Below are 14558 nucleotides of genomic sequence, written 5' to 3'. Positions count from 1 at the left end.
CAATGGCTGCTGAGAGAGCAATCTCGGCAGCTTTTTTCATTCTTTTCCATCAATCTTACACATTTGAAGCACCTGATTCTTTAACGCTCGTTCGACAAATTCTGTAGCCTGTTGCAATTGTGCGCTTATGAAATACGCATTAGAAAGCGATTTATGTTTTCAAAGGAGCAACTGTATCCATTCAAAAAGTGTAAAAAAACCTTCTGGATTTTCACCAGAAGGGTTCACTTATTGCTTTTCAATAAATTGGATAAGGGCAGCCATCGCTTCTTCTTCATCTCTCCCGTCTGTAATCAGGGTGATGACGCTTCCACTACTAATCGCCAAGCTCATTAAGCCCATAATGCTTTTTGCGTTGACTTTCTTCCCATCCTTTTCGATAAAAACCTCCGACGCATACCGATTTGCTTCTTGGACAAATAAAGCAGCTGGTCGTGCCTGCAATCCCGTTTTTAATTTGACTTCGATTTGTTTTTCAACCATTTCAATCTCCTCCTGTCTACTTCTGTTCTATTCGTTTGCTCCTTTATGATTTCCCTCATTCAATAGGTGCTCCTGAACGAATTTTTTCAGCAAGCTCATCCAGCTTTCGTAAGCGGTGGTTGACTCCTGATTTACTTACAGCCCCGCTTTGAACCATTTCACCGAGCTCCTTCAAGGTTACATCTTGATGCTTAAGACGAAGCTCGGCAATTTCTCTTAGCTTTGTCGGTAGTGACTCAAGACCGATTTCCCGATCAATAAAGCGAATGTTTTCAACTTGACGAAGGGCAGCGCCAACAGTTTTATTTAAGTTTGCCGTCTCACAATTCACGAGCCGATTGACGGAGTTTCGCATATCTTTCATAATGCGCACATCTTCAAAGTAAAGCAAGGCTTGATGGGCACCTATAATATTTAAAAACTCCGTAATTTTTTCGCTTTCTTTTATATACGTAATGAACCCCTTCTTACGTTCCAATGTTTTTGCATTTAAACCAAACGCGTTCATTAATTCACAAAGAGAATTATTATGCTCTTCATAAAGAGAGAAAATCTCTAAATGATACGATGAGGTTTCAGGGTGATTCACCGACCCCCCTGCAAGAAACGCCCCTCGTAAGTATGCCCGTCGACAACAAGAAGAGCTGAGATACTCCTTTGAAATCCTTTGATGAAGCGTAAAGCCTTCTCCGATAATCCCCAATTCTTCAAGAAGCATTTTTGCCTCTTGCGTAATTTTTACTATATACACATTGTTTTTTTTCAAGCGCATTTTTTTACGGACAAGCAGCTCCACGTACATAACAGGATAGATTTTTTTAATTAATGTATAAATTCTTCTGGCAATCGCCGCATTTTCGGTTGTAACGTCGAGGCCTAGCTGTTGATTGCTAAATGACAAGGAGCCATTCATTCGAATCAGTGCTGCCAACTCTGCCTTCGCACAGCATGGCTTGCTCTCTAGTTGTGTCAGTTCTTTTTTGGTTGTGGCTGCGAAAGACATGTGCTTCACCCCTTTACTCCCAGTCCCGTGTAGCTTCGCCTGTTGAAAATCGGAACTTGCCTCCATTCACCTTAAGCAAATTCCACCGTTTTTGCTACACGACATCGTTATTCAGCTCTTACAATCCCATCTTACTTAAAATGGTGCTAAGAAGGCGGCTTCAACCTTGAAACAATCGCCTTCCTTCATTTTGTTGTTCCTAATAGCGCCTCTGAAACCTTAATCGCATTATGACGGAGAACACCCTGCTTTTCAAGGACAAAATGGTCGCTAATAATGCTTACATTATATGACTGAAGGCGCTCTCTATCAACGATAACTGGTTCTGCATCCTCCATTGCATAGCGTTTGCTTACGCTTTCAGGAATCGCCAGTCCATGAACGAGCACGTCATCCACAAGCCCTGGGCCGCAATGCTCCAGCAAAGCTTCAAGATGGTCTGCAGCTGTATACCCATCCGTTTCACCTTTTTGCGTCATCACATTGCAAATATATACTTTCCGCGCTGCCGAAGCCTTAATGACGTCCACGATTCCAGGAACAAGGAGATTCGGTAGCACGCTCGTATATAAACTGCCAGGACCAATTACGATCAGATCTGCCTCTTTGATTGCCATTAACGCTTCTGGTAAGGGTTCTACATCCTTAGGTGTTAAAAAGACTTGCTTAATTTTCTTTCCTGCTAACGGTATTTTTGATTCTCCACTAACGATGGTGCCATCTTCCATCTCTGCGTGAAGAACAATGCTTCGGTTCGCTGCAGGCAACACGTTGCCGCGAACATTCAAAACTTTGCTCATTTCTGTAATCCCCCGGGCAAAGTCCCCTGTGATCGAGGTCATTCCAGCTAATAATAAGTTTCCTAATGAGTGCCCGGACAGTCCGTTCCCATTTTGAAACCGATGCTGAAAAAGCTGTTCCACAAGAGGCTCTACTTCAGATAGAGCGACCAACACATTTCGCACATCCCCAGGAGGTGGAATATCAAGCTCCTTACGCAACCTTCCTGAGCTCCCTCCATCATCAGCCACAGTCACAATGGCTGTAATGGAAACAGGAAAAGTTTTTAGGCCCCTCAGGAGTACGGAAAGGCCTGTTCCTCCGCCAATCACGACGATTTTCTTTTTTTTCACGTCGTTTTTTCCTTTCCTTTCTCAATGTCACGATGGCTGACATGCATATCAAATTCATCTGCAAACACTTTGCCAAAATGCTCTGCTAAGGTAACAGAACGGTGCTTTCCACCTGTGCAGCCAATCCCAATCACCACTTGGCTCTTTCCTTCACGCTTGTATTGAGGAAGCATAAATGCAAGCAGCTCGGTTAGCTTTTGGATAAACTGTTGTGTTTCCGTCCATTTTAAGACGTATGATGATACCTCTTCATCAAGACCTGTTTTTGGGCGCATGTGATCAATATAATGAGGATTTGGAAGAAAGCGAACGTCAAACACTAAATCCGCATCAATGGGGATCCCATACTTAAAGCCGAAGGACATCATATTGACCGTAAACGGATGTCGCTCACCTGATGAAAAGCGCTGAATGATCCGTTCCCGTAACTGGAGGGGCTTTAAATCGGTTGTATCAATAATTTGCTGTGCGCGACCTTTTAGGTCCTCAAGCATTTTGCGCTCGGCTTTAATCCCATCAAGAGGCAAACCGTTTTTCGCAAGTGGATGAGAACGACGCGTCTCTTTATAGCGTTGCACAAGCTTCGCATCCTTTGCATCTAAAAACAGAATTTGTGTTTTTAAATGAAGGTTAGGGGACTGACTAATCGCGTCAATCGCTTCAAATAAATGGTCAAAAAACGTCCTGCCCCGCAAATCAATCACAAGGGCGACCTTGTTCATTTTCCCGCCTGATCCCTCAATTAAATCAATAAATTTTGGAATTAATGCAGGAGGGAGGTTATCGACGCAGAAATACCCCAAATCCTCGAAGCTTTGAACGGCCACGGTTTTCCCAGCACCAGACATCCCTGTGATGATGACAATTTGAATTTCCTCACGTGCATTCGTCATATCTATCACCTTTTCCAACTTTTTGTATTATCTCTTAGGTTCTTATGAATTCGGATCCAGTCTGTAGGAAACAAGCTGAAAATCAGGTGTGTAGTGAAACGTTCCATAGATGAGGTCGTCTGAAGAAAGGATATGCTTAAAAATTAAATGATCTCCTTCTGCCATCGGCAACGAGTGTATGTCGTTTCGATTTTTCCATGCTAAAGTCCCTTCAGGAGAAAAAGCTAAGCGTTCTCCCTCATAGGTGGAAGCTTTAAAGGTGAACATCATCCAATCGTCGATGATTTTCCCTTGATCGATTATCACCATTGAGAACACGCCTTGAAGCTGCGGATTTTTCAAATGAATGCCAGTCTCTTCTCGATATTCTCTTGTTACGGCTTCTTTAATCGATTCTCCTGGCTCCATTTTTCCACCTGGAGCAACCCACCAACCGCGGCTCGGCTTTTGAAGAAGCAACACTTGTTTACCATCAATTAAAATGCAATTGGTTACTCTTTGCACCGATTTCACCTCACGTTATTATCCACCTTTATTATACATTCATTTTCCCAGTGTCACAAATACTTCAGTGAGGAAAAGCAGGGCTGAAAGCAAAGATGTGACTAAGATGTGAAAGGAAGAGAGGACTTGAATTGATAATATTCTAACCATCCAACTAAGTACCTGTTTAACTTCTCCAACCTGTCCTTCATACTTATGGACTTCCTTCTTGAAGTTAACTCACGTATTCGTTGTTTTAGTCGTTGAATACTCTGTTTGGAGATTCTGATTTTGGGGTCAGGATGGAAGGTGAAGGTGAAGGTGAAGCCTAAGAACTTTCTTCGCCATGGTCTGTCTACTGCACTTTTTTCCCGGTTCACTTTTAGTTTAAGTTTCGTTTCGATAAACGTTGTGATATTCTGCATCATACGTTCTCAGGCTCTTTTCGAGCGTGCAAAAATATTACAGTCATCTGCATAACGAACGAAAGGGATTCTCCTTTTCTCCAGTTCTTTACGTGAATGAGTCATTCTTCTTGTGCGGCAACCGTTTTCCGCCCTTCTAATGTCCCCCGTGGATTCACCGCTTCCTCCAATTAGGAAGGATTGTCTGTTTCTGCTTCATCAAACGTTGCGTACGCAAAGTGCCAATTCTCCTTCTATGATTCAGCCCTTCCCATGCACGCTAGAATGCATGGTACGATGGCTTCTGCAAACTTCTGACTGTTCAACTATTTATCACTAAATAGGTTACCAAGAGTGCTTGGCTTATCAGTCAGACCTCCCCAGGTAAGAGTGCAATCTTTCCCTCCATCTATCCGCTTCATTTACTCTGTATCATCTTCGGCAGAAAGGGCTTTGTTTTGTTGTGCAAACTCACCCAATGATACCTAGCCTCGTATGAAGTTCGTGTTCCTCGGACCGGAGATTCGCCGCTCGCTTCCTTCAGATTCCACGTCACCATGGACACCCTTGCGTTAAGCTAATGTTACTTCTGCCTTCACGGCTCGGGACTCTCACCCTATAGATTGCACCCATGCTGGGCGCACAAAAAAAAGGGCACGGACATGAAGTCCGTGCAAATTATATAAAAAAGGGGGTCAATTACTTATCTTTATCATACGCTTCTTTTGTTTCATACGTGTTACAAATTCGTTAAAAGGGAATTACGTTTTTCCTATATTTACCCTTAGCCCTTTACTTTTTCCCCTAAGCTTTCAAGATAATGCTGAACATTTTGTGCCGCTAAGCTTCCATCCCCTGTTGCCGTTACAATTTGGCGAAGGCTTTTTTCACGAATGTCTCCAGCTGCAAAAATGCCTGGCACTTTCGTTTCCATTTCTTCATTTGTCACAATATAGCCCTCTTCATTTGTAATACCAAGGTTTTTCACACTTTCATTTAATGGGAGCATCCCAATGTAAATGAACACGCCATCTGTTTTGAATTCCTTTTGTTCACCTGTTTCTGTGCTTTCAATCGTGACGCTTGAAACCTTGCCGTCTGTTCCATTGATTTCTTTTACGACATGATTCCAGATAAACTCCACCTTTTCATTGTCAAAGGCACGCTGCTGAAGGATTTTTTGAGCACGAAGCTTGTCACGGCGGTGAATGATCGTTACCTTTGATGCAAAACGAGTTAAATATACCGCTTCTTCAACGGCTGAGTCACCGCCGCCAACGACAACAAGCTCTCTTTCTTTAAAGAAGGCTCCGTCACAAACGGCACAGTAGGATACACCGCGGCCACTCAATTCTTTTTCACCAGGGATACCAAGTTTTTTATACTCAGCACCTGTTGCGACAATGACAGCTCGTGCCTTGTATTCTTTATTTCCTGCTTTTACGAGCTTGTATTCCCCTTCATCTACAATTTCTTTAATATCGCCATACGCATATTCCGCACCAAATTTCTTTGCATGCTCGAACATTTTCGTAGACAGCTCAGGGCCTAATATATGATCAAACCCTGGATAGTTCTCCACATCCTCTGTATTCGCCATTTGCCCGCCTGGAACACCGCGCTCGATCATCACCGTGCTCAAATTAGCACGAGACGTGTAAACCGCTGCAGTCATTCCTGCAGGACCGGCTCCTGCAATGATCACATCATAAACTTTTTCATCGCTCATGGTTTTCACTCCTCTTACCTTTCATTTACCCAATCTATACTAACCACTATTTCATTAAGTTCACTAATTATCGTAAAAAATATTCTTCCCAATGTCTAATAATCTGCTTCATCTTCCCACAGGTCATAAGTGACCTCATGCTTACGCAGCACATCAACCATGCTTAGGGCATATAAATCAGCAGCACGCCGACTTCCAAGCTTTGCTGCCTTCTTCCAATTTTGAAGCGCTTTTGCTTCCTTATCTAAATGATACGCCGAAACCCCAAAGCATGTTAAGCGTTCTCTGTTTTGTCCAATGCTCGTTTTTTCTAGATCACGCAGCCGCTCATAAGCTTCCTCGTATTCACCTACGGTACAAAGCACTTGCGCAAGCTTTAAGCGGTGCTCTAAATCAAGGGGATGAACGCTACGAATCGCTTCAATAAATGGACGTGCTTCAGCGAAGCGATCCATCTTCGTAAAGAAAACAGCTAAATTACATAAGGCAAAAAGGTTTCCCCGGTCGTTTTCTAAAATCGATTCACAGACGTCAAAAGCAGACTCGTCCCCTAATCGAAACAGCGCTTCTGCCAAACGATTATGAGCCGCCCAGCAGGTGGGGTGCTCTTCAATGATCGCTTGCAAAACCGGAATTGCGTCTTCCACAAATCCTTCTTTAAGTAAATGCCGTGCTTTTTCGTGCTGTAAAAGATACTGATCGGATTCCGGTTCAGACAGCTCCCATTCTTCGTCTTCCTCTTCCTTTTCAAATGTTAATAGCTCAAGCAAATCATTCGTATCATTGGCGAAATCCCCATCAGGACAAAGGGAAAGATACGTTTGTGCAGCACGCTCTGCTTTTTCAAAAAGCCCCAAGTAGGCATAATTATTGGCCATAAAAAAATAGCATTCGCTTTGTTCTTTATCAAGCTCCTCAAGCACCGCTTCGAGAATTTCATTTGAACGCTCGTATTGGCCCATCTCCGCTAAGACGGCCGCAAGCTGTATATGAAAAACAGGCTCTTGTTCCGTTAATTTAACCGCTCTCTCAAGCAACTTCACTGCCCGTTGCAAGTGATTTTTTCTGTAGGCAATGACACCCCGATGAAAAAAATAGTCTCCACTTTGAAAAAACGGGATAATGTTTTGCTTTTTCGGCTCATAGGTTACATCCATGAAGTCTGTATTCCCTCCAACTTTCCAACATTACTTCCCATTATACTACATTCATTGCTCATGTTGTCAGACACTTTTCTACAAAAAGTTGCATCAAGCCAAAAAAAGAAAGAGCAGCCTTTGCAAAAAACGTGCATGAATCGCTTATTTATTACTTAGAATGGGAGAAAATTCACAAGACCCTCCACTAACGAAAGGAGGTTCTTCATTTCACTAATACAGCTTTGCTCCTCTTCAATCAAATCTGCATAAGCGACTCGCTCTTCCCACTTGAAATTTGCTTTTTTAACAGACATGTCATCCTCTATTTGCGTGAAAGCGCTCTTGATTTTAACCCATACGTACTCAGGTGCGCTTATTTCGTCAACACTCCCATTAATCATTTATATTTTCTGCAAATAGCGGCTCCTCCGTCCTCTTTTACCATACAAACGTATCTTTTTTCACATATAAAGGAACCTGTGTCCATTTCAAAGGTGACAAGCTCTCAACTCCCTGAAAGGTTAGAAAAGCTTGGCTTTTCGCCAAGTCCTCCATAGTGAAAGCCTTTGTTTCCGTCCGTCATTTATCCTTACCTAACGTATGAAAAAAAGGGTCGACCGAGGAAACGGTCAGACCCACTTGATTATTTATGGCGTTCCTCTAAAACCTTCAGCACCTCATCAAGGGGAAGCTTCTGTTCACGAAGGAGTACCAGCACATGGTAGAGTAAGTCGGCAACTTCCCATTTCAGCTCTTCATGATCGCGGTTTTTCGCCGCGATGATCACTTCACCTGCTTCTTCGCCAACCTTTTTTAAAATTTTATCGACACCTTTTTCAAATAAATACGTCGTATACGCACCCTCTGGTCGCTCTGCCTCACGCTCTGCAATCGTCTGTTCAAGAAGGTTTATAATTGCAAAACGGTCTTTTTTCGTGACAGCCTTCTCACCGAAAAGCGATTCAGAAAAGCAGCTGTAGCTTCCCGTATGACAAGCAGGTCCTGCCGGCTCAACAAGAACGACAAGGGCATCAGCATCACAGTCAAAGCGAATGTCGACGATTTTTTGGGTGTTACCTGATGTTTCTCCCTTATGCCAAAGCTCCTGACGGGAACGGCTATAGAACCACGTCTCTTTCGTCTCAATCGACTTTTTCAATGACTCCTCGTTCATGTAGGCAACCGTCAAAACCTCTTTGCTTCCTGCATCCTGAACGACCGCTGCAATCAGCCCTTTATCATCAAATTTAAGTGTGTCAAGGTTCATCGAATCTCGACCCCCTCTTCTTTTAAGTACGTCTTCACTTCTTCGACGGACGTTTCTTTATAATGAAAGATTGAAGCCGCAAGAGCCGCATCCGCTCTTGCTTCCTTAAACACTTCCGCAAAATCCTCCTTGGCTCCAGCACCTCCAGAGGCAATGACTGGTACCGGTACTGCCTCGCTCACTGCTTTTGTTAACGCCACATCAAAGCCTGTCTTCGCTCCATCCTGATCCATGCTCGTCAGTAAAATCTCCCCAGCACCACGACGCACCGCTTCCTGTGCCCATTCACGCACTTCCCATTCTGTCGGCTTACGACCGCCATGGGTATAAATGCGCCATGAGCCGAGCGTTTCATCATACTTTGCATCAATGGCGACGACCATGCACTGAGAACCGAAGTAATCAGCCCCCTCCGTAATCAGCTCCGGCCGGAGGACTGCTGCTGTATTTAACGACACTTTATCTGCGCCAGCTCGGAGCACACGCTTCATGTCTTCTAGGGAATTGATCCCGCCGCCAACTGTAAAAGGAATCGCCAGTGTTCCTGCCACCTTTTCCACGACATCGATCATCGTCTCCCGTCCTTCATGGGAAGCCGAAATGTCAAGAAAGACGAGCTCATCGGCGCCTTGCTGATCATAAAAAGCAGCAAGCTCAACAGGGTCACCTGCATCACGCAAATCCACAAACTGGACGCCCTTGACGACACGCCCCTCTTTTACATCAAGGCAAGGAATGATCCGTTTTGTCAGCATCTATTTCCCCTCCAATGCGTCTTTGAGCGTAAATTGATTCGTGTAGAGTGCCTTGCCGACAATTGCACCAGCAACCCCTTTTTGTTGTTCTTGGCGCAACTCAGAAAGATCCGCTAGAGAACTCACTCCACCAGATGCAATGACCTGCTTCCCTGTTGCTTCTGCAAGACTTGCGATCGCTTCCGTATTTGGACCTGTCAGCATGCCATCACGGGAAATGTCTGTAAAAATGAACACTTCAGCCCCATGGCTTGCGAGCTCTCGCCCTAACGTTTCAGCCTTCACCGAGGAAGTTTCAAGCCAGCCTTCCGTTGCCACATAGCCATCACGGGCATCTAAGCCAATCGCAATTTTTTCGCCACCATATTTTGCAAGCATCTCTTTTGTAAAATCCGGGTCGTTTACCGCCACACTTCCAAGAATAACACGATCCACACCACGCTCTAAGTAGTAGGCAATGTCCTCAGCTGTACGAATACCTCCGCCAACCTGGACGAAAACATCAAGCTCTTTAGCAACACGAATGACATGCTCATGGTTCACCCGTTCCTTCGCCTTCGCCCCGTCAAGGTCAACCATATGAATCCATTCAGCGCCTTGCTCTGCGAACGTCTTCGCCATATGAAATGGAGAATCTCCGTAGACCGTTTCCTGGTCATAGTCCCCTTGAACGAGACGGACACATTTCCCATCACGCATATCAATCGCTGGATAAATAATGAAATTAGCCACGCGCCTTCACCCCTTTTTCCACAATCGCACCATAATTCCGCAAAATACTCATCCCTACATCACTGCTTTTTTCTGGGTGAAATTGCGTTCCTAGTACGTTGCTTTTACCAACGACAGCAGGAACGGTTTCATAGTAAGAGCTTGTGGCAAGGAGAACATCGGTTGCTTCTGTTTTCACCACGTATGAATGAACAAAGTAAACATGGCCTTCCTCGACCCCTTGCAAAAGCGGGTGATCGCTTTGCAAAAATGCCAAGCGGTTCCAGCCCATATGAGGAACCTTGTAGCTCGTCCCATCCTCTGCAACGCCTGAGAACCGTTTCACATGACCTTGAAGCAACGCAAGACCCTCTGTTTGCCCGTTCTCCTCACTCTCTTCAAACAGCAGCTGCATGCCAAGACAAATGCCTAACAGCGGCTTCCCTTCCTCCGCCCAGCCTTTCATAAAGGCTGTTAAGCCCTTTTCATTTAAAATCGTCATTGCATCACGAAAGGAGCCAACGCCTGGTAAAATCAAGCCGTCCGCTTTCTTAAGCTCCTCAACCTTTTCAGAGATGAAATAGTCAAAGTCTAGTCGCTCAAGAGCTTTGCTGACGCTATGAAGATTTCCCATTCCATAATCGATGATCCCAATCATGCTACAACATTCCTTTCGTGGAAGGGATGCCTTTCACCCGCTCGTCGATCCCTGTTGCTTCATCAAGAGCACGGGCGAGCGCCTTGAAAATGGCCTCAATGATGTGGTGCGTATTGTGACCATAGTGAACAATGACATGCAAGTTCATCCGTGCTTCAATTGCTAGCTTCCATAAAAATTCATGAACGAGCTCTGTATCAAAGGTCCCGACCTTTTGGCTTGGCAGCTCTGCGCGGAATTCCAAGTGTGGACGATTGCTTAAATCGACAACGACCTGAGCAAGGGTTTCATCCATTGGCACAAAGGCATTTCCATAGCGGCGAATCCCTTTTTTATCACCAAGGGCATCCTTTAATGCAATCCCAAGACAAATACCTATATCTTCCGTTGTGTGGTGATCATCAACCTCTATATCACCAGCTGCGTCAATTGTTAAATCAAAATGACCGTGCTTTGTAAACAAATCAAGCATATGAGTCATAAAAGGGACGCCTGTTTTTAGGTTTGCTTTCCCTTCACCATCGATGGCAAATTCGAGCTTGATTTGCGTTTCACCCGTGTTCCGTTCAATGCTTGCTTTCCGTTCTGTCATTTTTCATCCTCCAATCGTACGTCAATCGCTCGCGCATGCGCCTCTAATCCTTCGAGTCTAGCGAGGGCTGTAATTTTTGTTCCATTTTCAAGAAGGGCCTGCTTGCTATAAGAAATGATGCTAGATTTTTTCGTAAAGTCATCCACATTTAGCGGGCTTGAAAAACGTGCCGTTCCATTCGTCGGCAACACGTGATTTGGCCCAGCGAAATAGTCACCAACAGGCTCGGAGCTATAAGGTCCAACAAAAATCGCACCTGCATGGCGGATCCGACCGATGTACGTCATTGGCTCCTCGGTTAAAATTTCAAGATGCTCTGGGGCGAGCTCATTGACGACATTAATGGCCTGATCGATTGAATCAGCAACATAAATGACGCCATAATCGCGAATCGATGCGCCTGCAATCTCTTTTCGCGGCAGCGTTGCAAGCTGCTTCTCCACTTCGCGGGCAACTTGCTCTGCAAGCGGGCGAGAGGGTGTAACGAGCACAGCAGAGGCAAGCTCATCATGCTCAGCTTGTGAGAGTAAGTCTGCCGCAATATAGCGAGGATTCGCTTTTTCATCAGCAAGGACGACAATCTCACTTGGTCCAGCAATCATGTCAATGTCCACATGACCGAAGACGGCACGCTTTGCAAGGGCAACGAAAATATTCCCTGGACCGGTAATTTTGTCGACAGCAGGAACGGTTTCCGTGCCATAAGCGAGGGCAGCGATCGCTTGGGCGCCACCAACCTTCAACACCGTCTCGACGCCAAGCTCCTTCGCCGTAACAAGAACACCGGCAGGAAGGCTTCCATCTGCTTGTGGTGGTGAAACCATGATGATCTTTTTCACACCGGCGACTTGTGCTGGAATGACATTCATCATAATGGAGGACGGATATGCTGCCTTTCCACCAGGGACGTAGACCCCGACAGAATCAAGGGGTGTTATTTTTTGTCCAAGAATCGTCCCATCCTCTTTTGTTGTGAGCCAGGACTGGCGCTTTTGCCGTTGATGAAAGTCACGAATGTTATCGATTGCTTCACGAATCGCTTCAAGTACCGTTTCATCAATTTGCTCATATGCCCCATTGATTTCAGATTCCTGCACACGGAGATCCGTTAATTGTGCCCCATCAAACTGCTTCGTTAAGGAAAAAAGTGCTTTATCGCCTTGCTCCTTCACTTGGGCAATGATGTTATCCACGGCATCACGCTGCATCTCTGTTCCTGTATCAAGGTCCCTTTTAATGCTTACGTTCGCATCAACGCTTAAAATTTTCATACAGGCTCCCCCTCGATCACGGCAGAAAGGCGTTCCACCATTTGGTCAATCCGCTCATCCTTCATGCGATAGCTCACCGGGTTGACAATCAGCCGCGACGTAATTGGAACAATCGTCTCAAGCTCCACAAGTCCGTTTTCTGCCAGTGTCCGACCCGTTGATACAATATCCACAATCCGATCGGCTAAGCCGATTAACGGGGCGAGCTCAATCGAGCCATTCAACTTGATGATCTCCACTTGCTCCCCTTGCTCTTTAAAATAACGGGTTGCAAGGTTCGGATATTTGGAAGCGACCTTCGGGTTGATCTCCCCTTTTTTATAGCCAGGTAAGCCAGCAACCGCTAAATAGCATTCGCTAATTTTTAAATCTAGAACTTCGTACACATCCCGTTCCTCTTCGATCATCACGTCTTTTCCCGCAACACCTACATCGGCAACGCCATGCTCGACGTAGGTCGGTACGTCCATAGGCTTCGCTAAAATAAAGCGCATATCCTCTTCTGGAACATCGACTATCAGCTTTCGCGAATCATCAAATTCGGCTGGAAGATTGTAGCCTGCCTTTCGCAGGAGCTCAACGGCTTCTTCAAAAATTCGGCCCTTCGGCATGGCAACCGTTAATGTGCTCATTCAGACGCACCTCCTTTTCCCGCTTTTCCAATGCAATAGATGACCTCTCCATACTGATCCGACATGGAATCAAGATCGGTCACTCCAGAAATATCCTGCAACACAACAGCGATCCCATCTCGCCGTTTTTCCGACGCAAGCGCCACCGCTTCATCCCGACGTTCATTGCTGAACATAATGCACGTTTGTTTTTGCTCAATTGGCTTCTCCCCAATGGCTTCTGCCAGTAGGTCAAGGCGAACACCAAATCCTGTCGCTTGGGCTGGTCGCTCAAATTTTGTCAGCAAATCATCGTAGCGTCCTCCACTACAGAGAGGCACACCGAGGCGATTTCCATAGCCTTCGAAAACGACACCTGTGTAATAGCTCATATGAAGAACAAGGTTTAAATCAAGCTTCACATAATCAGCGACGCCGTAGCTTTCAAGGACGTCCCACAGCTTGGTCATTTCATTCAGCACCACTTCACCTTCCGCGGTTTGAATCAGTGAGGCCGCATCGTCGATGGCTTGTCGTCCACCTCGTAATTTTAATAAGCTAAGGAGACGGCTTTTATCAATGGAAGATAAATTTAAGCCTTTTACATGCTCACGGTAGCCAACATAGTTCTTTTCATATAGAAAGCGGCGAAGACCTTCGGCACGCTCTTCGTTACCGACCACATCAAGGAGCAGTGCATTCACGTAGCCAACGTGTCCAATCGCAACTTTAAAGGTTTTAAGTCCTGCTCGTTTAAGGGCGGCGACCATCAGGGCAATCACTTCCCCGTCGGCACTGGATGTGCCATCGCCAATAAGCTCGACACCAAGCTGCTCAAATTCGGCTGGCTTTCCGCCTTCATTTTGCTGGGCACGGTAGACGTTTGACGTATAAGCAAGGCGCAATGGATAGGCCCGGTCCTTTAAGCTTGATGCGACTAAACGGGCAATCGGCGCCGTCATATCAGGGCGAAGAACAAGGGTGTTTCCTTGCTGGTCTAACAGCTTAAATAGCTGCTGATCTAATATGGCAGAGGCCACACCGACTGTGTCGTAATATTCAAGCGTTGGTGTTTCAATCGCTTCATAGCCCCAAAGGCGAATTTCTTCTTCCATTTGTTCGCGAATCGCTTTTTTCGTTTGATAGAGATCGGGAAGGGTGTCCCTCATTCCAGATGGCTTCTCAAACATAAATGGCTTTGACATCATTTCAACTCCTTATCAGCTATCTCTAGCATAGCTGATCGTTCATTATCGTAAAAGAATTATTGTTTGTTGCTTTGTTTTATGTTGTGCGCTAGCTTTATGATGCGGTTTAGAGCTGGTTTCATGTTTTGTTATGTTAAGCTTCACAACTTCACTTTAGTTCGCTAATGTACTACCAAGATAAAGTAATACTTGTAGTTTACACAACTCTCCAACCCCCG

Annotated in this window: 16 protein-coding genes and 1 pseudogene; all 17 read right to left on the bottom strand. The window is 45.3% G+C overall.

Annotation, left to right across the window (positions count from 1 at the left end):
- Window positions 1-228 precede the first annotated feature (228 nt).
- A complete protein-coding gene (locus BLT_RS0102930) occupies window positions 229-483 on the bottom strand; it encodes an HPr family phosphocarrier protein (protein ID WP_017726321.1) in 255 nt (84 codons plus the stop codon).
- Window positions 484-538: 55 nt separating this feature from the next.
- Window positions 539-1486 (bottom strand): DNA-binding protein WhiA, encoded by a 948-nt coding sequence (gene whiA / locus BLT_RS0102925; RefSeq protein WP_017726320.1) that lies wholly within the window; start codon window positions 1484-1486, stop codon window positions 539-541.
- A 185-nt stretch (window positions 1487-1671) separates the two neighbouring features.
- Window positions 1672-2619 carry a gluconeogenesis factor YvcK family protein gene (locus BLT_RS0102920; RefSeq protein WP_017726319.1) on the bottom strand — a complete coding sequence of 316 codons (948 nt, stop codon included), beginning with the start codon at window positions 2617-2619 and terminating at the stop codon, window positions 1672-1674.
- Complete coding sequence (gene rapZ / locus BLT_RS0102915; protein WP_017726318.1) at window positions 2616-3512, bottom strand: RNase adapter RapZ; 897 nt, start codon at window positions 3510-3512, stop codon at window positions 2616-2618. The genes BLT_RS0102920 and rapZ overlap by 4 nt, the downstream gene beginning before the upstream one ends.
- A gap of 42 nt (window positions 3513-3554) precedes the next feature.
- A complete protein-coding gene (locus BLT_RS0102910; RefSeq protein WP_017726317.1) occupies window positions 3555-4016 on the bottom strand; it encodes an 8-oxo-dGTP diphosphatase in 462 nt (153 codons plus the stop codon).
- 134 nt (window positions 4017-4150) lie between these two features.
- Window positions 4151-4510 (bottom strand): annotated as a pseudogene (locus BLT_RS22895) (group II intron maturase-specific domain-containing protein); the annotation flags it as partial.
- A gap of 673 nt (window positions 4511-5183) precedes the next feature.
- The gene (trxB, locus tag BLT_RS0102905; protein ID WP_017726315.1) at window positions 5184-6128 is read right to left on the bottom strand and encodes a thioredoxin-disulfide reductase; all 945 of its coding nucleotides are present in this window, start codon (window positions 6126-6128) and stop codon (window positions 5184-5186) included.
- Between the two features lie 95 nt (window positions 6129-6223).
- On the bottom strand, window positions 6224-7285 hold the full coding sequence (locus BLT_RS21285; protein WP_017726314.1) for a tetratricopeptide repeat protein: 1062 nt from the start codon (window positions 7283-7285) through the stop codon (window positions 6224-6226).
- A gap of 155 nt (window positions 7286-7440) precedes the next feature.
- Entirely contained in the window at window positions 7441-7581 is a 141-nt protein-coding gene (locus BLT_RS23940) for a hypothetical protein (protein ID WP_161603236.1), read from the bottom strand.
- 329 nt (window positions 7582-7910) lie between these two features.
- Window positions 7911-8534, bottom strand: coding sequence for a bifunctional phosphoribosyl-AMP cyclohydrolase/phosphoribosyl-ATP diphosphatase HisIE (hisIE, locus tag BLT_RS0102890; RefSeq protein ID WP_017726312.1), 624 nt, complete (start codon window positions 8532-8534; stop codon window positions 7911-7913).
- The gene (gene hisF / locus BLT_RS0102885) at window positions 8531-9289 is read right to left on the bottom strand and encodes an imidazole glycerol phosphate synthase subunit HisF (RefSeq protein WP_017726311.1); all 759 of its coding nucleotides are present in this window, start codon (window positions 9287-9289) and stop codon (window positions 8531-8533) included. Before hisF ends, hisIE begins: the two co-directional genes overlap by 4 nt.
- On the bottom strand, window positions 9290-10021 hold the full coding sequence (gene hisA, locus BLT_RS0102880) for a 1-(5-phosphoribosyl)-5-[(5-phosphoribosylamino)methylideneamino]imidazole-4-carboxamide isomerase (protein ID WP_017726310.1): 732 nt from the start codon (window positions 10019-10021) through the stop codon (window positions 9290-9292).
- Window positions 10014-10658 (bottom strand): imidazole glycerol phosphate synthase subunit HisH, encoded by a 645-nt coding sequence (hisH, locus tag BLT_RS0102875; protein ID WP_017726309.1) that lies wholly within the window; start codon window positions 10656-10658, stop codon window positions 10014-10016. Before hisH ends, hisA begins: the two co-directional genes overlap by 8 nt.
- Before the next feature lies 1 nt (window position 10659).
- On the bottom strand, window positions 10660-11250 hold the full coding sequence (gene hisB / locus BLT_RS0102870) for an imidazoleglycerol-phosphate dehydratase HisB (RefSeq protein ID WP_017726308.1): 591 nt from the start codon (window positions 11248-11250) through the stop codon (window positions 10660-10662).
- Complete coding sequence (gene hisD / locus BLT_RS0102865; RefSeq protein ID WP_017726307.1) at window positions 11247-12521, bottom strand: histidinol dehydrogenase; 1275 nt, start codon at window positions 12519-12521, stop codon at window positions 11247-11249. The genes hisB and hisD overlap by 4 nt, the downstream gene beginning before the upstream one ends.
- Complete coding sequence (gene hisG / locus BLT_RS0102860; RefSeq protein WP_017726306.1) at window positions 12518-13153, bottom strand: ATP phosphoribosyltransferase; 636 nt, start codon at window positions 13151-13153, stop codon at window positions 12518-12520. The genes hisD and hisG overlap by 4 nt, the downstream gene beginning before the upstream one ends.
- Window positions 13150-14337: an ATP phosphoribosyltransferase regulatory subunit gene (locus BLT_RS0102855; protein WP_017726305.1), complete on the bottom strand. Its 1188-nt coding sequence runs from the start codon at window positions 14335-14337 to the stop codon at window positions 13150-13152. Before BLT_RS0102855 ends, hisG begins: the two co-directional genes overlap by 4 nt.
- Between the last annotated feature and the right edge of the window lie 221 nt (window positions 14338-14558).

Source organism: Halalkalibacterium ligniniphilum (assembly GCF_000334155.1).
Classification (GTDB): Bacteria; Bacillota; Bacilli; order Bacillales; family Bacillaceae_D; genus Halalkalibacterium; species Halalkalibacterium ligniniphilum.
This window is presented reverse-complemented; position numbering and strand designations above follow the sequence as displayed.

What these genes read in the sequence shown, in the direction of transcription:
- BLT_RS0102930 (WP_017726321.1), bottom strand. Translation starts at nt 483, where the DNA reads ATGGTTGAAAAACAAATCGAAGTCAAATTAAAAACGGGATTGCAGGCA.
- whiA (WP_017726320.1), bottom strand. Translation starts at nt 1,486, where the DNA reads ATGTCTTTCGCAGCCACAACCAAAAAAGAACTGACACAACTAGAGAGC.
- rapZ (WP_017726318.1), bottom strand. Translation starts at nt 3,512, where the DNA reads ATGACGAATGCACGTGAGGAAATTCAAATTGTCATCATCACAGGGATG.
- trxB (WP_017726315.1), bottom strand. Translation starts at nt 6,128, where the DNA reads ATGAGCGATGAAAAAGTTTATGATGTGATCATTGCAGGAGCCGGTCCT.
- BLT_RS21285 (WP_017726314.1), bottom strand. Translation starts at nt 7,285, where the DNA reads ATGGATGTAACCTATGAGCCGAAAAAGCAAAACATTATCCCGTTTTTT.
- BLT_RS23940 (WP_161603236.1), bottom strand. Translation starts at nt 7,581, where the DNA reads ATGTCTGTTAAAAAAGCAAATTTCAAGTGGGAAGAGCGAGTCGCTTAT.
- hisIE (WP_017726312.1), bottom strand. Translation starts at nt 8,534, where the DNA reads ATGAACCTTGACACACTTAAATTTGATGATAAAGGGCTGATTGCAGCG.
- hisF (WP_017726311.1), bottom strand. Translation starts at nt 9,289, where the DNA reads ATGCTGACAAAACGGATCATTCCTTGCCTTGATGTAAAAGAGGGGCGT.
- hisH (WP_017726309.1), bottom strand. Translation starts at nt 10,658, where the DNA reads ATGATTGGGATCATCGATTATGGAATGGGAAATCTTCATAGCGTCAGC.
- hisB (WP_017726308.1), bottom strand. Translation starts at nt 11,250, where the DNA reads ATGACAGAACGGAAAGCAAGCATTGAACGGAACACGGGTGAAACGCAA.
- hisD (WP_017726307.1), bottom strand. Translation starts at nt 12,521, where the DNA reads ATGAAAATTTTAAGCGTTGATGCGAACGTAAGCATTAAAAGGGACCTT.
- hisG (WP_017726306.1), bottom strand. Translation starts at nt 13,153, where the DNA reads ATGAGCACATTAACGGTTGCCATGCCGAAGGGCCGAATTTTTGAAGAA.
- BLT_RS0102855 (WP_017726305.1), bottom strand. Translation starts at nt 14,337, where the DNA reads ATGTCAAAGCCATTTATGTTTGAGAAGCCATCTGGAATGAGGGACACC.